The 19,452-nt window shown below is 49.1% G+C and carries 13 protein-coding genes; all 13 read left to right on the top strand.

The genetic code is table 11. The features are described from left to right. Nucleotides 1–2,163 (top strand): AAA family ATPase, encoded by a 2,163-nt coding sequence (locus GF404_09490; GenBank protein MBD3382417.1) that lies wholly within the window; start codon nucleotides 1–3, stop codon nucleotides 2,161–2,163. Between the two features lie 101 nt (nucleotides 2,164–2,264). After that, the gene (locus GF404_09485) at nucleotides 2,265–3,017 is read left to right on the top strand and encodes a redox-sensing transcriptional repressor Rex (protein MBD3382416.1); all 753 of its coding nucleotides are present in this window, start codon (nucleotides 2,265–2,267) and stop codon (nucleotides 3,015–3,017) included. 130 nt (nucleotides 3,018–3,147) lie between these two features. Then, nucleotides 3,148–3,507 (top strand): hypothetical protein, encoded by a 360-nt coding sequence (locus tag GF404_09480; GenBank protein MBD3382415.1) that lies wholly within the window; start codon nucleotides 3,148–3,150, stop codon nucleotides 3,505–3,507. A gap of 120 nt (nucleotides 3,508–3,627) precedes the next feature. Further along, nucleotides 3,628–3,966 carry an anti-sigma factor antagonist gene (locus tag GF404_09475; protein ID MBD3382414.1) on the top strand — a complete coding sequence of 113 codons (339 nt, stop codon included), beginning with the start codon at nucleotides 3,628–3,630 and terminating at the stop codon, nucleotides 3,964–3,966. Then, nucleotides 3,963–4,430 (top strand): hypothetical protein, encoded by a 468-nt coding sequence (locus GF404_09470; protein MBD3382413.1) that lies wholly within the window; start codon nucleotides 3,963–3,965, stop codon nucleotides 4,428–4,430. Before GF404_09475 ends, GF404_09470 begins: the two co-directional genes overlap by 4 nt. A 45-nt stretch (nucleotides 4,431–4,475) precedes the next feature. Beyond that, on the top strand, nucleotides 4,476–6,713 hold the full coding sequence (locus tag GF404_09465; protein ID MBD3382412.1) for a SpoIIE family protein phosphatase: 2,238 nt from the start codon (nucleotides 4,476–4,478) through the stop codon (nucleotides 6,711–6,713). An 80-nt stretch (nucleotides 6,714–6,793) separates the two neighbouring features. Continuing rightward, complete coding sequence (locus GF404_09460; GenBank protein ID MBD3382411.1) at nucleotides 6,794–7,318, top strand: NUDIX domain-containing protein; 525 nt, start codon at nucleotides 6,794–6,796, stop codon at nucleotides 7,316–7,318. Continuing rightward, nucleotides 7,308–8,780, top strand: coding sequence for a HAMP domain-containing protein (locus GF404_09455; GenBank protein ID MBD3382410.1), 1,473 nt, complete (start codon nucleotides 7,308–7,310; stop codon nucleotides 8,778–8,780). The genes GF404_09460 and GF404_09455 overlap by 11 nt, the downstream gene beginning before the upstream one ends. Next, nucleotides 8,755–10,116 carry a response regulator gene (locus tag GF404_09450; GenBank protein ID MBD3382409.1) on the top strand — a complete coding sequence of 454 codons (1,362 nt, stop codon included), beginning with the start codon at nucleotides 8,755–8,757 and terminating at the stop codon, nucleotides 10,114–10,116. Before GF404_09455 ends, GF404_09450 begins: the two co-directional genes overlap by 26 nt. A gap of 149 nt (nucleotides 10,117–10,265) precedes the next feature. Continuing rightward, nucleotides 10,266–11,990 (top strand): BamA/TamA family outer membrane protein, encoded by a 1,725-nt coding sequence (locus GF404_09445; GenBank protein ID MBD3382408.1) that lies wholly within the window; start codon nucleotides 10,266–10,268, stop codon nucleotides 11,988–11,990. 12 nt (nucleotides 11,991–12,002) lie between these two features. After that, complete coding sequence (locus GF404_09440; GenBank protein ID MBD3382407.1) at nucleotides 12,003–12,680, top strand: DUF4390 domain-containing protein; 678 nt, start codon at nucleotides 12,003–12,005, stop codon at nucleotides 12,678–12,680. Nucleotides 12,681–12,790: 110 nt separating this feature from the next. Then, on the top strand, nucleotides 12,791–14,593 hold the full coding sequence (locus GF404_09435) for a GAF domain-containing protein (GenBank protein ID MBD3382406.1): 1,803 nt from the start codon (nucleotides 12,791–12,793) through the stop codon (nucleotides 14,591–14,593). A gap of 10 nt (nucleotides 14,594–14,603) precedes the next feature. Further along, a complete protein-coding gene (locus tag GF404_09430; protein MBD3382405.1) occupies nucleotides 14,604–18,056 on the top strand; it encodes a tetratricopeptide repeat protein in 3,453 nt (1,150 codons plus the stop codon). Nucleotides 18,057–19,452 lie beyond the last annotated feature (1,396 nt).

Raw genomic sequence — 19,452 nt, 5'->3', positions numbered from 1 at the left:
ATGAAAATCAGGCGACTGGAAATACTGAGATACAAGAATATCGAATCGTTTTCGGCTGAATTGAGCGATGGCGTCAATGTTATCAGCGGACTCAATGAATCCGGAAAATCGACTTTGGTCGAAGCCCTGACAGACCTTTTGTTTACCGACCCGGAATCGACCGCCAAGAGATTAAAAGAGAATAAAAGCTGGAACGAGACGCAGTCGTTCGAGCTCAGTATGGACTTCGAAACCGGCTCGAAAAGATATCGCCTGAAAAAGAATTTTGACGTCGGTCTCACGCTTTTGACTAACCTCGAAAGCGGAGAGGAGATCGACAATCATCGAAAGATTCAATCAATCATAAATAACAGCCTGGGCCTGGCCAATAAAGATATCTACCTGGCAACTTCCACCATCCGGCAGGATGAGATTGACCTGGTCTCGCGTTCATCGGATGCCATCAAGGACAAGCTGGAAGGCTTGATAACCGGCGGAAAAGAAGAAGTCCTGGCCTCGGAAGCCCTCAAAAAAGTCGAGGGTCGTATACAGGAGATTAAAAAGGAAGGCCACAAGCATCTCGGTGTCCTGCAGAAACTGCAGAAGAAAAAACAGGAGATGATTTACGAACTCGACAAGGCCAAACGCGAAATCGAGATCGTAACCAAGAACCGCGCCAAGCTCAAGGAGACCCAGTCGCTTCTGGAGGGTATCCGGACCGAGTACCAGGCCAAGAAATCGCAGATGGAAAAAGCTGCCAGGGCGGCCGAAAATGAGGAGCGTCGTAAAAACCTGGAAGAGCGTTATTCCGATTTGAACAACCGTGTCAAGTCGATCAAGTCTTCCGATCAGCTTCTGGCCGAGCTTAAAAACGAGATTTCCAAATTACCCAAAATAGATGAGGATGATATCCGGCTGGTGGAGGAACAGTCCGCCCAGATCCGTTACCTCGAAAACAAGAAATCACCGATCGAGCAAAAAGCTGTCGACCTGGCAGAAAAAATCGAGCAGGCCAAGCCGAATGTGCTGGTGAAAGTACTAGCGCTGTTTTTCCTGGCGGCATCAGTCGGCATGACTACCTACTTCTTTGCTTTTGCCCAGATGTCGGATACCCGCTTTTTGATCGGGGCAGGGGCGGATTTCGTGATCTTTCTGGTTACCGCATTGATCTGGTTTACGAAGTCGCGCCAGGTTTCAGCGCTGGAGATCAATTACCAGATTAAAAAAGACAACCTCGAGGAAGTCATCACCGATTATGATAACGCCAGCGCTACGGTCAGAGAGCTACTGGCTCGATACAAAGCCAGCGGTGTATCCGATCTGAAGAAAAAATTCGAGGATTACCGCGATCTCGAAAAAGAAATCAAAAGCGAAGCACGTCGCAATGAGACCTGGCTGGGCGGCAAGACATTGGTCCAGCTCGAGGAAGATCTCCAGAGGGTCACCCGTGACCTGGCAGTTGAAAACGAGACCGCCCGCGAACTGCGCATATACAGTATGGAAGCCGAAGACAGCGAGAAACTCCGCATGGTGGTCGAGGCCCTGGAAAAACAAAAATCCAACCTCGAGGCGACCGAATTGTCACTTCGCCGACAGCTCGAATTCGCGGAATCCGGATGTGAACTCCAGGCTTCTCTGGAAGAACGGCTGGAGTATATCGACGAGGATATCCAGCGCGCCAAACGGATTCTGAGGGTCTATGAGTTAACCCATGACTTTATTGAGAAGTCGCGCAAAAATGTGCTCAAGGCGTCACTCAGCAGGCTCGAGGAACAGACTTCTAACCTGCTGTCGACTGTCAGTGGAGGCAAGTACCAGAAAGTCAAATTCGATCCGAGTAACCTCTCCTATGAGGTTTTCTCGGCCGCCAAGGACGACTGGATCGATCCCAATCTTGAACTCTCACGCGGTGCCCGTGACCAGCTCTACCTGGCCGCCAGGCTGGCTTTGGTCCAGATGATTTCGCAGGAGAAAAAACCGCTTTTGATTATGGATGAACCATTTCTCACTTTCGATCATCTCCGCCGCCGGGAGGCACTCGAAGTACTGCGTGTCACCGGAGAGGATCACCAGGTCTTTATACTCTCCTGTCATCCATATTATGATTCTGTGGCATCCAAAAAACTCTATCTCTCGCAGGAACTGCAGAGCGCTCCGGAATCTCATACTCCTGTCGGTGTATGAGAATAATTTAACAAGCATCAGGTAAATCTCTATTTTTATCAGGGATCATTTTGTTTAATCCTGAATGGAAAAGTGCTGTATAAGTAATTATGGAATATGATATGAACAGTTTTCGCTTGACAACGTTTTTTGCTCTCCCTTTATTTGGTTGTGAAAGGTTTCACAACATATCCCTGCATCAGGAATCAAAAGCAGGAGGCGGTTTGTCCAAGGAAAATTTGAAGAAGAAAATATCCGAATCGACTATAACCAGGTTATCGCTTTATTATCGCGCCTTGTCCCAGCTGGATATGGAAAATTACGAGACTGTTTCTTCCAAACATCTGGCCAAAAGAGAGCATCTAACCCCGGCGCAGGTGCGCAAGGACCTGTCGTTTTTCGGCTCGTTCGGTACCCGCGGGCTGGGTTACCCGGTGCGCGAATTGAAGCTGAAAATCGGGGAAATCCTGGGAATCGAGCAGGACTGGAATGTCGCCCTGGTCGGTATCGGAAATATCGGGTCAGCCCTGGTGTCCTACAAAGAGTTTGCGCGCCAGGGATTTAAGATTAAACTTCTGTTCGACAATGACCAGCGCAAGATCGGTTCAAATCATAAGGGTATAGTTATTTCGCCCGCGGCCGATCTAACTAAGAAACTGAAAGAACACAAGATCCAGATAGTTGTTATCGCGGTTCCGCCGCAACAGGCTCAGAAAGTTGTCGACGATGTGGTCGCGGCCGGGGTCAAGGCTATACTCAATTTCGCGCCGATTCATCTGAAGGTCCCGGAGGATGTGTTTTTGCGCAATGAGAATATGGCTATGGAGCTTGAGCATCTCTCCTTCAGGCTCAAAAACTCCTCGCTGACTGTGTAAGCGCAAGCCAGCGTAAATATTGGCTTGACAAACGGTTTTGAACCTGCTATGCTGGATCATGGAAGTGGCTGTAAATATGCGCAAAAGTAATTATATATGGATATATACGGCCTGTCTTGTATTTGTGTGGATGGGCGTTCTCTGGGCTTCGCCGGATGACTGCAATGTCAGTGGCACGCTTTTAATCGACGGCCGGGAAGCTCCCGGGGGTACACTTGTCGAGGCTTATATCGACGATGAACTGATCGTTTCCGAAAGAACCGAGCGGGATGGACAGTACGAATTGATGATCCCCAAGTACAATCCCGCCAACCCTTCTGTCAAAGGCTATCAGGACGAGTCTGACGTGATCACCATTAAGGTCGACCAGCGCGAGGCCGATCCGAAGTTCTATGCCCGTCCGGGTCTCCAGAAAATCAATCTGGAAGTCAATACCACCCTCAATGTCAGGTTGACCACCTGGGGCAAAATCAAAGCCCTCTTCAAGTAGTATTTACTTTTCCGAAAAAATTATTACCTTTCGATGGCTGTAACTGTTATCATGTCGTAATCTCATGGTTACGCTGTTAGTGGTGTTTGTAAATATTGCTGTTTTTGATAAGGAGGAATGATGAATATAGCTTCCCGGGAGGTGGAAGGGGTCGTGATCCTCGAACCTGAGGGCAAGATCATGGGCGGTCCCGAGGCCACCGAGCTTCGCAATCACCTCTATGATTTGATTTCTCAGGACAAGAAAAAAGCGATTATCGACCTGGCCAATGTCGAGTGGATGAATTCAACGGGTCTGGGAATACTGATTTCGGGGATGACGTCCCTGCGCAACAACCAGGGTGAGCTTAAGCTGGCCCGGGTCAATGAGAAAGTCGAAAACCTGTTCACCATTACGAAGCTGATCGGGGTATTCGAGATCTACTCTGAAACTTCGCAGGCGATCGAATCGTTTGAATAGACAGGATCCGTCTGGCAGGCAGACAACCGAGTAAAAGGGATATTGTGGAAGACAGCAGATACAAATTGGAAATCCCCAGTTCACAGGACTATCTTCCGGAGGCCGAACAGTTTCTCGAGGATAAATTCAAGCGCCATGGTGTCGATCCTGACACAGTCGCCGATCTCGCGATCAGCTCCACCGAAATCATCAACAATGCCATCCTGCACGGCAACAAGCTCGATCCCGACAAGGTGGTAAAAATCGAATTGACATTTGAAGGCGACACTCTTTCGGTTTCGATCACTGACCAGGGTGAAGGTTTTTCGCTCGAAAAAGTTCCCAGTCCGATTCAGGATGATAACCTGCTCAAGGAGACGGGAAGGGGAATTTTTATCGTGCGCAGTCTGGTGGACGACCTGGTGATCGAAAACCCGCCCGAGGGGGGCACCCGGATGATAATCTTCAAGAAACTGTCATCCTGATCTATTAATAAACTGATTTAAACGGATTCAGGGATTCGGTAGAGAGTGAACTATCAACTGCTTATCGGCGTAATCTATCTGATTTTTGCCGCTCTGCTCATATTTACAAGTGCGATCATCTTTCGCGAAAATCCACACAGACGACTGAATCGCGTCACCAGCCTGCTTCTCGGGTTTGCCGGTCTTGCACCGCTGTTTGCCGCCCTGGGAATCTTCATCCGACCCGCACAGGAGAGCCTCGGGATGATTGTTCCGTTTTACCAGAACCTGTCATTTTTGTGGGAGTTGTTCTTCCCTCAACTGGTCTTGTTTTCTCTTGTGTTTCCGGCGGAGAATCCACTCATCACCACCAACAGCAGGATAAAATACCTGATCTTTATCCCGCACCTGTTTCACATCGCCCTGGTGACATTCTTTGCCGAGACTGAAAATTTGATTGCTCTGCTCTCGGTCGACAGCCAGGTGGCGTTTTTCGGGTGGGTAACCGATCGATTTGTCTTCTTCGTGAAATTTGTGGCCGCATTTTTGGAATTTCTGGTGAGACTGCATTTGCAGACTTTTGCCGCCATCAACCTGGTGTATATCGTGATCGCCCTGATTTTGCTGTACCGTGGTTTGCGCACTGTCACCAACAAACGCCTTAAGACCCAGACTTTGATAGTGATCTGGGGCATCCAGTCGGCCATGGGGTTGTACATGATCGCGTACCTTCTGCCGAATCTGACCGGGGTCCAGTTTTCCGGCAATATCCAGGTCGCTATCGGGGTGATCGCTCTGGCAATCGGGAGTGGATCGATCATCTACGCCATCATCCGTTACCAGTTTTTGGATGTGCGCCTGATCGTCAGGCAATCGGTGGTCTACACCATCACATCGGCTATAATAGTCGGCTCGTATCTATTGATCATCTCCCAGTTTTCACGCATGATCGAGGAATTCCTGGGGCGTGAAACGGGTATCGTGCAGGTCGCTTTTATCATCCTGGCATTAATCTTCTTTCAGCCGATAATCACCCGTGTTGACAACCTGATACGTAAGTTTTTCATCAAGGGAAGGGCCGATATCCGCTATGTCACCGAGGAGATTTCGCGTGAACTTTCCTCGATTATCGAACCCGAACAGCTCCAGGCATTTGTGATCCGCATCCTCCGGGAAGATATGCTGGTCGAGAAAGTCCGTCTCTGTCTCAAGGATGAAAAGAAACAGCAGTTCGTGCTTCTAGCGCAGAGGGGAGAGCCGGAACCGGACCTTCACTTTTCAACCGATGACCCATTGTTTGCGGAAATCCTCTCGCGCGGGAGGCCGGTCTTTATCGATGAACTAAAACTTCTGGTCAAGGATTCGAACCTGCTCGAGAGACTTGAATACAACGGTTACCAGGGTGTTGTGCCGCTCATTAACAGGGGGCAGATGGAAGGTTTGATTGCACTTTCCAACAAGATTTCAGGTTACAATTACAACTACGAAGATATAACCACGTTAAATATCATCGCCAACCAGCTTGTTGTAGCTCTCTCCAACGCTCGCCTCTACCAGGAGTCATTGGAGAAGCAACAACTGGAACGTGAGCTTACTCTGGCTCGCCAGATTCAGCTTGACCTGTTGCCAAAAAGCCTTCCCTCCGGGGAGGACTTCCAGTTTTCGGCGTATACCCGGCCTTCGCGCTATGTAGGTGGCGATTTCTATGATTTCTTTAAAACACGCAGGGATAGTATCGGGATTGTGATTGCCGATGTTTCCGGCAAGGGGATGCCGGCCGCCCTGATGGTTTCACAGATTCAGGCGATGCTTCGAAGCGAGGTGCGCAATACCGACTCCCTGGTCAAGATACTGGAGAATGTCAACTACCTGATGGCGACTACAACTTCTTCTGAGAAATTCGTCACATTGTTTTACGCCGAGTTCGATCCCCAAAACAAGACTTTGCGTTATTCCAATGCCGGCCACAATTATCCGGTGGTGGTGTCATCCGATGGCGAATGTCGTTTTCTTGAAGAGGGCGGTTTACTGATGGGTGCCTTTGAAAATGCCAAATACAAGTCCGACCAGATCGAACTCAAATCCGGTGATTTAATCTTCTTTTATACCGATGGCGTCAATGAGGCTCATGGCCAGTCGGATGAACAATTCGGAGAAGAGCGCCTGCTTGAGATGATCAAGGCTTTTCGGGAGATGTCGGCTGATGAGCTGACCAAAAAAATAGTGGCCGAGGTCGAACGATTCTCGACCGATTCCGACCTCCAGCAGGATGATATGACGGTCCTGACTTTGAAATTGACCTGAGAATCGCCAGCTTGATGCAGTTCAAACTTGCCAGATCGCAAATTTGAATTAACTTCCCTGTATCGACTGAAAGGATATCTATGACTCTGTTTAAATATTGCCCGATGTGCGGTTATTCGCTTTTAGACAATATCGAGGAGAACCTCGAGCGTCCGCTGTGCCCAAACTGCAGTTTCGTCCATTATCACAATCCCGCCCCGGCAGCCGGATGTGTGGTTTTTGAGAAGGGGAAACTGCTGATGGTTGAACGGGCTCACCCGCCCTATATTGGCGACTGGACTATCCCGGCCGGATTCATGGAATGGGACGAATCACCGGCGCAGACTGCTGTACGCGAGTTGAAGGAAGAAACCAATCTCGATGTCAGAATCACGGAGATATTCGAGGTGTACAACGGCAATGACGATCCGCGTACGAACGCGATAATGGTGCTCTATTTTGCGGATGTCATTGGGGGAGTTTTAGAAGCGGCTGACGATGCCGGGCAGGCGCGCTTTTTCGCTCTCGAGGATATTCCCCAAAATATCGCCTTTGAGTCTCACAGACAGGCGATTGCAGATTTGAAGGCCAACCATTCGCACAGGTTTAAAATCGATGCAGATTAAGACTAAGTTTTTTGTCAGATTGCTATTGCTCTCGTTTATTCCGTTTCTGGCATTGTCGTTGTTCTCAGTTTACATCTTTAACCGCGGTATCGACAAGGTGATCTCGCCCGGTTTCGAAAAGACGATCACCAATGCCGAATACATGGTCGAAAACTCGCTGGAGCTATATCGCCTGCGTTTCATCAATTTAGTCAGCATCCTGGCTTCTGACTCGATCACCACTGATGACCTGCGCCATTTCGATTTAATTATATTTCTTTCTGAAAACGACACACTCTGGCTTCAGGCTCTTTCCAATGAAAAACACAACGACTTGTTTATCCAGGAAGCACTGGGGCGAGCGGGAAGCTTTCCGGAGATCATCAGTTTTGAAGGCTCGATCATGGTCTACCAGAGGATCTTACTCCAACCGGGATTTAGCGAGTCGCCGATCTTGGTTGTGGGACAATATTTACCGCAGGATTTCGCCAACCGTACCGCCGAGGTGTTGAAAGCCAAGACTGAGTATTCGCGTCTGAAGATGTTTGTGCTGACCTCCGGAGGCGATTTCGCATGGCTGATCTGGCTGAGCGTGATCGTGATTTATCTGACATTTCTGATCTACGTCGCGCGCTGGTGGGCTAATTCACTTATCAAACCGATTAATAATCTTTCCCTGGCCGCTTTCGATATCGCCAAGGGACATTGGGGTAAGAAGGTCAATTACAACAATGAAGATGAACTCGGTATGCTTGTAAACTCGTTCAACTATATGTCTTCCGAGCTGGAAAACCGCACCCGTCAGCTGGTAAATGCCGAGATCGAGTCTTCCTGGAAGAATACCGCCCGGGTTATCGCGCATGGAATCAAAAACATCCTCAGCCCGGTCAAGATCGCACTGCACAATCTGTCGGCGCATGAAAAGGTTGCTGAATCCGAAGCAGAGCTTAAAACCATCCGGGCCGAGATTTCACGCCTGGAGGATATCGCCTCTGATTTCTCGATGTTTTCACGCTCGCCAGAGATTCGCAAAGCGCCGGTCAACGTTAAAAATGTTGCCGAGGATGCTGTGAAACTGGGCGGTCGAGACTGCGAAAATATCGAAAAGCAGATCGATATACCTGGTGAATTGTATGTTGAAACCGACTACGATATCCTGCGCGGCATAATGATCAACCTGGTAAAAAACGCTTGTGAAGCGATTGAGGATGCCGGTAAGGTCAGTGTGACCGGTCGTCGCGATGATGATGAGACGGTGATCGAGGTGACCGACAACGGTCCGGGGATACCGGATGTTACCATGATGAAAATCTGGCAACCTTATTACACCACCAAGTCACGGGGAACCGGCCTGGGGCTTCCGATTGCCATGAAGTTCGCCCAGGCGCTGGAGGCTGAGCTGGAACTCGATTCCGACCAGCAAGGAACCACTGTTAGAATCATTTTCCCGGATTTACATGACTGGAAAAATTCTACTGATTGATGATGACCGTGCTTTTGCCAGGCAACTCGGTCGTCTCCTTGAAACGGAAAAATATCAGGTAACCTGCCTGAGCGATTCCGCATCCGCAGTGGGTACAATCAAAAATGACGATTTTCAACTGGTATTGTTGGACATAAACATGCCCTCGCCCGACGGTATCGAAATTCTCGGGCAGGTCATTGAGATGCCGGAGCATCCGGAGGTGATTATGCTCTCTGGGGAGTCCAGCCTGCAACAGGCGGCAGATTCGGTCAAACTCGGTGCCTCCGATTTTCTGGAAAAACCGCCGGATATTGGACGCCTGTTAGCTTCAGTTCGCAGCAGTCTTGACAAGTACCGGATCAAAGCTGAAAACCGCAGTTTCCGCCAGAGATTTATAGATAAGTATGCGATCATCGGGCGGAGCGCTTCAATTGCCGAACTCAAGCGCCAGATCGCCATGGTGGCCGAGACCGGGAGCCGGGTGCTGATCTGGGGGGAGACCGGTACCGGGAAAGAACTTGTTGCCAACCAGATTCATTACCGTTCGAGGCGTGCGGGCAAGCCGATGGTAAAGCTCAATTGCGCGGCCATACCAGCGGATTTGGCCGAGTCGGAGCTTTTCGGCCATAAAAAAGGTGCTTTTACCGGGGCCAATACCGACAAACCGGGCAAATTCGAGCTGGCAGACAGCGGGAGCCTGGTGCTGGATGAGATCGCTGAATTACCGCTGAGTCTCCAGAGCAAGCTGTTACGTGTTATGGAAACAAATGAAGTTGAACCCCTGGGAGGCAGAAAGCCAGTTGTGGTCGATGTTTTCACTATCTCGATCAGCGGGAAAGATCTTGGAGCCGAGGTCGAAAAGGGAAATTTTCGAGCTGACCTGTTCTACCGCATCAATACCATACCGGTTCATGTCCCGTCCCTCAGGGAGCGCAAGGAGGACATCCCATTGTTGTTCGATCATTTCTTCAATCGTCTCAGGGAGAAAAACAACCGGTTTGAAAAGAACTACCCTCCTGAAATCAATGAATTGCTCTGCGCCGGTGACTGGCCCGGCAATGTTCGTGAATTGAAAAATTACTGCGAGCGCCTGTTTTTTCTGTCAGGCAGGGACGATGTCGACATCGAGACTGCGCGGAAACTGATTGCCGGCGAGATTTCATTTTCCGACGATAGTAAACCGCTGAAATCATCCGGCAAGAACCTGCTGACCAGGACTGTGGATGACTTCGAGCGTAACTTCCTGGCAGTGAATCTTAATCAGGTAGAGGGGAATGTGGCCGAGCTGGCGCGTCGGCTCCAGGTGGATCGGGGCAATCTCTATAAAAAACTGAAAAAACATGAATTGTTGTAAAAAAGACAACGACAGCCGACCATAAATTGTAAAAAACACATCGGAACGATGTTGTTCACGTCGATAAATCCTTTGAAACAGGGCTTTTAGAGGCTATTGCGTGTTGGTACACAGTTTGCTCATGTAAAGGGCAAACAAAGGAGGAAATCGTGTTAAAGGAAAAATCGCTGATAATGATAGTATTGACGGTCCTGGCTGTGATCTTCATCTGCGGGGAAACCTTGCGCGGTTACGAGGAGGAAAACCAGCCGACAAATCGTCTCATCATCGATTACCATAAGGACGAAATCAGCATGATCCTGGATTACCAGGGCCGGCGTGAACAGATAGATTTCTACTGCGACGAGGTTGTCAGGCAAGAAGGGCAAATCTCTATCGGCGACCGCCTGATTTTCTCAACTGAGGGTATTGTTTGGGGTGATAGGAAAATCAATTACGATCTGCTCAAGCGCCATGAGACCGAGATGATCTCGCGCGGGCATGTCAAACTGAGTTACATCATCCGCGCTGAGCCCCCCAATTTTCGGGTACCGCGAAACCTGCTAAAAACTTTTGCTACCATGGTTATAGATGAACGTCAGTTTGTGCGCGGAGATGCTCTCGTAGTCGGCGGAGATGCAGAGGTTTATGGCGAAGTTTCGAAGAACATGATCAGTTTCTTCGGCGATGTTACTCTGCATCCGCAGGCGGTTGTGCGCGGTCATGTGATTACGATCTGCGGAAAGGTGTTTCGCCATGATAACTCGCAGGTTTACGGTCAGATTGTCTCCGATGAAGGCTGGCAGGAGGGTGGACGAAAATTCGGTTCAAGGCGCGGTTATTACGACCAGTTCGAGCTCAAACTCTCGCTCGATTACAACCGGGTCGACGGGCTCGAGATCTATCCCTACTTCGAATACGAGGATCCGGACGAAATCTTCCCGAAGATTTCGGTCGGTGCCGGCTACGCTTTCGAAGCCGAGAGACTGCATTATCATCTCGATATCGCGCAGAAGATATTCGACAGTTATGCAATCGAACCTTACGGCAGGCTGTACCGCGAAACGGCCACGGAGGATGACTGGATTGTAAGTAAAAACGAAAATTTGGTATACACGCTGTTGGTGCATGAGGACTTTCGTGATTACTACGAAAAAGAGGGCGGCACGATCGGCCTGAAGCTCTATCTGGGCGAGTACAATTCATTCGATATCTCTTACAGCTACGATGACCTGGACTGGATGGACTCCCATCCAAAGCTCTGGAGCATGTTCGGTTCCAAGGAATTCCGGGGCAATTTCAGCACCCTGCCGTATGATATGAAACAAACCTATCGCGATGATTTCGACAGCAAGCTCTCTAAAATCAATGTCAGCTATACATTCGACAAGCGTTCCCAGTATCGCACGCTTCAGATCGGATGGCTGGGGCAGGTCAAATACGAGAAGGCGGGTGACGGTCTCGAAGGTGACTTAAGCTACACTCGCTGGATAGTGGATTTGACACGCTACCAGCCGTTCAACCGCTACCTGGCGATTAATGCGCGGGTGATGTACGGTAATTCTGATCAGCGCCTCCCGCTTTTTAAGAAATTCTTCCTGGGCGGTCTGAACACCCTGCGCGGATATGACCACAAGGTCTTCTATGGTGAGCAGATGGCTCTGGCGAATATTGAATATCTGCTTAAGTTCAACCAGACCGTGACGGGACTGTTGTTTTTCGATATCGGCAAGGTGGTCGGTCAGGACGATGCGATTTTTTCCGATGGCGAATTCAAATCCGATATAGGCCTGGCTGTCAAACTGGGGCCCGGCCTGAGGCTTGAGCTGGCTCGAGCTCTGGATGATTCCGACGCGGATATCAAATTCTGGCTGACATTTTCCGGCGCATTTTAAACAATTGATACAATGAAAATTGGATTCAGCCTACAGATCGCGCTACACTTTATCTGCCTGCTGGTTATTATGGCACCTCTACTTGCGGGTGAAGAGCTCAAGTGCGATATCTTCGTCTATGACAGCATTGTCACTGCTGATCTGAAGCTGGCCGGCATGTTTACATCGGAGCTCGTCAGTTCAATTCGAGAGGGTTACCCGCTCCATCTCGAAATCGAGGCTCATCTGAAAAAATCTTACCCGCTCTGGATCGATCCGACCCTGAAAAAGTATCAGGCCCAAATCCATATTGAATTTCAAAGTTTCGGAGCACGTTTCAAGCTCTACCTGCTCGATTTTAACCATGAAATCACTGAAAGCAGTCATAAGGACTTCTTCAGGATCGTGGATAAGATTGATGAGCAGATGATTCTGGCCAGCAAGCATATCAACAACCTCGAATATGACGACCACTACTATCTCAGTTTCACATTGAAGCAACGCAGGCTGACCGCAGCCGAGTTGAGCCGTGCCGGTCAATGGTATCTCGGGATGGAGCGTTCAGATTCCGAACAGCAACCCGAGGCGTCAAACCTCCCAGAAAAGGCGTTCGAGCAGGTGCTCGATATGACCCGGATGGGTCCCGAAAAAAGAGAATTCAGTACCTTTACGTTCAAACCAGGCAAACTCCCGATTATCAAGCCCCGTTAATCATCGTAAAATAAGGCTGTTTTTGTAAGACTTTAATTTCGTTGCGGTTAACCTTTTTTGTAACTCTTCCGATAAGAATAATGATATAAAAATCGGGCTTGGGATTAAGTATGCCTATAAAAAAAAGTAACAATTCTAAATTTCAGTCTACTGACAAGATAATAATTCCGAACAAGTACAAAAAAGCGTCAAAAAAATCATCGCAACCGACCGAACCCGACCTCGATATCCTTTCCGAGATGGAAGACGGGCTCTCGTCGATTGAGGATGAATACCCTGCCCTGGCACAGAAATCCTCGCAGGCAACCACTCGCTCGACCGATCTCAAGGCCGTGCTGGAGATTTCGCAGGCGATCAACTCATCGCTCGTCCTTGAAAATATCCTGCAGAAAGTAATGAAACACGCGATTGAACTCTTAAAAGCCGAACGGGGCTTTTTGATGCTTCTCGATGAGTCCGGTGAATTACAGTTCAAGACCGTTCACAATATCTCCGGTGATAAGCTGATGGGTGAAGATTTCAAGATATCGAACTCGATCGCCAACAAAGTGGCTAAAACCGGGGAATCGATCTATACTTCCGACGCGCAGGCGGATGAAAAATATTCCAAGCAGAAGTCGATTGCGGAATTGAATTTGCGCTCAATTATGTGTGTTCCGCTCAAGATCAAAGAGAAGATCATCGGCGTGGTCTACCTCGACAACTCCAGCGAAGCGAAGGTGTTTTTGCGCTCCGACCTGTACCTGTTCGAGCTGTTTACAGAGCAGGCCGCGATCGCAATCGAAAACGCCAAGCTCTATGAAAACCTCCTGCGCCTGAAGCGCTACAATGAAAATGTAGTCAATAAGACACCGGTTGGAATCGTTGTCGTAAACGATAAATTCGAAGTAACCAGCTTAAATGATGCCGCCTTCGATATACTCACCCCGGCTGAACGCAAAAACAGCGGATTCAGGATGCAGAGCAGTGGGAGATCATTTTTTGAAATACCCGCCGAGGACCAGGTGGAATTCTGGAAAAAGCATCTTCTGCATGTCGTCTCGACCGGCCGTGCATTCGAAGAAAGCCGTTTCTATTACCAGGTCGATGACGAGGAAAAAGTTCTCAACCTCAAGATTTCGCCTCTGGAAATCGAACCCCAGAACAGCAGTGGCCTGATTATCGTGATCGAGGACACGACCGAGAAAGTAGTCCTGGAAAATTACGTCATGCTTTCGGAGAAACTGGTGGCAAAGGGTGAGATGGCGGCCTCGATCGGCCATGAACTCAACAACTACCTGGCTATAATATCCAACAGCGCCGAACTGCTTTTGCGCAATGTCAAAAAACAGGCCTATGACAAGATCGACCGCAACGCAGAAGCGATTGTCGAAAGCATCTCCAAGATCAAACGTTTCACCGACGGTTTGATGGACTTCTCCAAGCTGGAAAAGGACCCGGTCTCATACGACCTCCGCAAGCTGATCGAGGATATCCTGTTCTCGATTAAAACGCATGAAAACTTCTCCCGCATAAACTTCGAACTGCAGATCTCTCACGATATTCCGCCGATCGAGATCGATGTCGGCCAGATCCAGCAGGTTTTGATCAACGGCATATATAACTCAATGGAAGCTATTAACGGAGCCGGTATCGAGAATGGCCGGATTAAAATCAGGGCTTACAACAGAGTTGCCGGGGATCAGGCGGAAACCGTGGTGATGGAAATCGTCGACAACGGCCCGGGTATCGAAGTTAAGCATAAAGATAGAATCTTCGAGCAGGGGTTTACCACCAAGGAAAGCGGTCATGGGTTGGGGCTGGGCAATTGTCGCAGGATCATCGAAAGCCATCACGGCCAGCTCTCAATCGAAAGCATGCCCGAAGAGACGGTCTTCAAGATAGTACTGCCGGTAAAGCAACCGGAAACCTGAGGTCGCGGTCATGACTACCATCAGGTTGCCGGAGAGATACGAAGTTCTGAATAAAATCGGAGCCGGAGGCGGGGGAGAAGTCTTCGCGGTTCACGATCGCGAGCGTGATCTCGATTTAGCTCTAAAAGTTTTCATTCCTGACGATTTCACCTCTTTTGATGAACAGGCTTTTTTCGAGGAATTCCTGCTGTCATTGAAACTGAACTGCAGGTACCTGACCTGCGCATATGATTATGGCTACACCCGGGAGAACCTTCCGTATTACACTATGGAGCTTCTGCCCCGGAGCAATATCTATGAACAGGTTTCGGCGTATGATGACAAGCACCTGATCGACATCACCCGGATGTGCTCCGAGGCGATCGCGTTTCTGCATCATTTCAACCTGCTCCATAACGATCTCAAGCCTGCGAACGTCAAGCTTGCAGAGTCATCCAACAGATTGCTGGTCAAGTTGCTGGATTTTGGCCTGGCACTCGACAATTCGCTTGAAAATGCGCGCCATAAGCTGTCCGGTACGGTCGAGTTCATGGCGCCGGAACTGTTCGACAATCAGTCGGCCGACAGCCGTTCGGATATGTACAGCCTGGGAGTCATGCTGTACCTTTTAGTGTGTGGCAGGCTGCCATTCGAAGATGACGATCCGCTCAAAGTGATATCGTCCAAACTCGAGCAGGAAGCCCCGGAAATCGTACAGGATGATCATGATCTGCCCGAGGAGTTTCTGGACCTGATCTCAGCATTGTTGAGCCGTAAGCCGGAGGAGCGTCCCGGTAACGCCTGGCAACTGGCTTATGCCTGTGCCGAGCTTTCCGGTGGACAGGAACCAGCCTTTGATTTTAATGAGTTATTGTCTACCGCGGTGTCACTTAGACTTGCAAAAGAGTTTTACAAGCAGGATTTCCATGAAAACTGCAATGCTTCTTACTGTTTCAGTGATAAAGTTGTGCTTGAATCATTCAGGACGATTCTGACCGCGGAGTATCAGAAGCGAAATATTGAAGTTATATCCAGAAAAGACATAAAATCTAAAACCTCTGCTAGAATTACCGCACGGAAATCTGCTGGTCAAGTCTCGATAGATACCACACTTCTGACCGATGGCGGTACGACTGTTCAGCCTGATAACCAGATCAGGCTTTACCTGCAACCGTCGGTGAGGCTTGTGGCTTCGCCACCGGGAGCACGGGAAATCGCTCTCGATATTGTGGCAGAGATCGAGAACTGGTTCGATCCCGAGGTAGTAAACGGGGAATTTTTGGAGAAGCTTTCGGATATCAGTTCCGACTCGATCGAGACTCTGGCCGAGATATTAAACGAGATGCAGGCTGCCGATATTATCGGTTATGACGGCGAGCACTGGGCGGTCGATGTGACCGATTTCATAGCTTACTGCCCGTCGAATAAAATCCTCATCAAGATTTTAGAAGCGGTTAATTATCTGGGGCCCGATGAACGCATGGCATTGCGGCGCCTGGCTGTCATCAATCACGAGTTCGATGAGCAGTTCTACGTCAAGTTTGAACTCGATCACTCATACGAACCGGATCGGATGCTGAGGCGGTTTGAAGAGAGTGGTTTGCTGACAAAAAAGAACAACCGCTACCGTCTCAAAAATCAGCTGTTGCGGGTGGCGATGCTTTCCGAAAACGATCCGGATACCTTGAAAAAGCTGCATATGAAAGCGGCAGAAATCGTGAAGAAGTCCGCGGTTTTCACTCGCGAACAGAAAGCGCTTTACATCGCACGTCATTACACGCTGGCTGAAAGCCTCCAGGAATCACTGCGCTGGACATTGAAAGCCGTCGAACACAGGCTCTCATCAAACCAGTATCGTTTCGCTCTCAAACTGGTTTCGAACTGCCTTCAGATTGCTTTTAAACAGTCAGAGCATGAAGATACCACAAACCATATAGCCAGGCTCTTGAACGTTAAGGGAGATATTGAGAACAAGCTCGGCCTGACCAATACCGCCCTGGCGAGCTTCGCCCGGATCGTGCGTCTAAAAAATAAAATCGAGAGGCGTGAATACCTGGCCGCCGCTTACAAGCACCTTGGTGATATCTATAAATCACGATTCGATTACCGTCGGGGCCTGAAAGCACTCGAAAAAGCCCTCGGTCTGTACCGGGAGATCGGCGACAAGGTCGAAATCTCACATACCTACAACAATCTCGGAAATATGCACTGGGTCGGAAGCAAGATCGATCTGGCTCTTGAGAGTTATTTCAAAGCGCTCAAAATCCAGGAAGAACTCGACCTCAAAAAAGACATCGCCTCGACTTTGAGCAATATCGGCTCCTGTTACGTGATGCAACATGAGTACGCTAAAACAATCGACTATTATAAACGATCGATCGCGATCAAAGAAGAAATAAATGACCTGCCCGAACTGGCCCGCACCTACAACAATCTCGGTGTGACGTATTATGAACTGGGGCAGATCAAACCGGCTTTGAAGTATCTCTACGATGCCCTCAAGATCAATCGCGATATCGATTCAACCCGTGAGATCATGTTCAACCTCGACAATATCGCCTCCTGTGAGCTGACCCTGGGCAATTATCAGAAAGCGGAAAGCATGGCCCAGGAAGGCCTGAGTACATCGACCGAACTCGAGGATCAGCCTTTCCAGTTGATGTTCATGATAACGCTGTCAACAGTCTGGTTGCAATCGGGCGAATTCGTGCAAGTTGAAAAGATCCTCGATGAAGCCGAAATGATCCTGGCGAATATTGAAGATCCCCGCAGCGCAGTGCTGTTGTATCTGAACTATTCACGCCTGTTTTTGAGCCTGTACCAGCCGGACATATTCTCAAAGTACCTCGAAAAAACGCTCGAACTCTCGTACAAGAATGACGATCCGCTCGGAATCGTTAACTCTTTAGCTTTAAAATCTGAAGCGGAATTGGAGTTTGCTGATGATTTCGAGGCGGCTCAAAAGGCGATCGATGAGGGCCTGCAGGTGGTCGCAAAACATGAATTTAACAACCTCAAAGGTGTAATCTCTCTTGCGCGTATGAAAACCGACCTGGCTTGCCTGCCGGGTTGCGAACTTGATTACCTGGATGAAGTCGCTGAGATTATGAGTGATCCGGTTAACAGTATACTGCGCGCGGAGTATCTTTATTTGAGGGGGATGATTGCAATGAGACGAGGTGAACTCGATTCAGCCGCGACTGATTTCGAGACAGCATTGAGGCGAAGCGATGAGCTGTGTCAGATTTGCCTGAAGTGGAAAATCAAGTTTCAGCTGGGCAACCTTAAACAGAAACAGCTCGACTATGAAGAGGCCTATATCAGTTATAAGGAGGCGGTGGCCGTGCTGAAAGTTTTGGCTCGCAAAATCGACAACAAGAAGTATCTGCAGAGCTTTCTCAAGCAACCGCGCGCGGAAAACCTGAAAAGCGAAATCTCGACCCTGGTCAATAAGATGAACCATAAAGACGAAAGCCGCCTGTAAAGGCGGCTTTCACCGGTCAAATTTCGGGGGTCTACTGACCACCCTGGCTAATGCGAACCGGAGCAACCTTTTCTTCCAGTTCTTCGATGAACAGTTCGTACATCAGAACCTCCTATGTCGTCGTTTCCGATGACCGGTTATTTCCATCTTTCGATGGCAGGTTTAAACAGGAAAATGATAGAATCATTCTCGTAAGTATTATAAATATACAACCTACCGACAGCTTGTCAAGTATTTATGTAAAATTGACAGCATTTTAGATAATTTTAACAAACCGGTGATTGGGGACGAGAGCCCGTGTTTTCAGTATTTGCGCTACCACCATGACCAGAATTCAACCCTGAAAAAGCGGACAAATTTCCTGGACAGTATCCCCATCGGACTGGTTTTGCCACAGATAATCTTGGCATAACCGGTCATGCCGTCTTTGAGCAAGCCACTCGGATTTGAAAGCAGGCCGACCGCCACGAAGTAGTTTTTGCCATCCATTCTATGCGAACTCGCGATCACCTTGGTCAGTTCAGTTTGAAACGATGCGCGCGGAAAACCGGCTACCCTGGCATAGACATCCTGGCTGACTTCAAGGATATCGACCTGGTCTTCGGGAATCCGCACCCGAACCTCAACTGTTGAGTTTTTTGCTACCGAAATGATTTCTCCCGGCTGTCCGAATAGGGTAGCTTTACCATCGAAGGGAGAACGGATCGTGCAGGCCTCGATCTGTTCTTTGAGGTAGCGAGCCTTGGCCCTGAGGCGGTCTATTTCAGCATCCTGCTTAAGCAGTTCTTCCGCCTTGGGGCCTTCGCGCAGGAGATCATATTCGGATTTGGCAATCTCGGTCTGCTTGTTTGTGACCGAACGCTGGGTCTTGAATATCTCCCACTCTTCCTCAGAAATCAGGTTTTTTTCATACATCTTTTTGGCGCGCTGGTACTCGTTTTCGATATTTATTTGCTTGAGCCGAGCCTCTTCGAGCGCCGCCTTGGCTTTGGCCAGTTCGGCCGCCTTGGGGTCGGATAACAACAGTTCGTATTCCGCCAGTGCTTTGTCTATCTCGGCCTGGGTCTGTTCCAGCTGGCTGTTGAAGAAATCGGAGGATACCTTTAGAAGCAGGTCCCCGCTGTCGACCTGTGTACCGGGTGTCAGGCTGGGTTCGATATCCAGTATGGCAAAATCCGCGATCGATAATTGAAATATCCGGCTGGTGGTCTTCTGCTCGAGTCCGCCCTTGAACCAGATCATCTGCAAGTCGCTTGTGCCGGTGCGCTTGATGGTGAATTTCTCAAGCGGTTCGATCGTCATGGGAGCATTGATCTTCAAATCGACTGGAAACAGAAACAGTAATGCCACTATCACTGCCAGAACAGCCATCCAGATATAAAAACGAATTGATTTC

The organism is Candidatus Zixiibacteriota bacterium, assembly GCA_014728145.1.
In the GTDB taxonomy this organism is placed as follows: domain Bacteria; phylum Zixibacteria; class MSB-5A5; order JAABVY01; family JAABVY01; genus WJMC01.
This window is presented reverse-complemented; position numbering and strand designations above follow the sequence as displayed.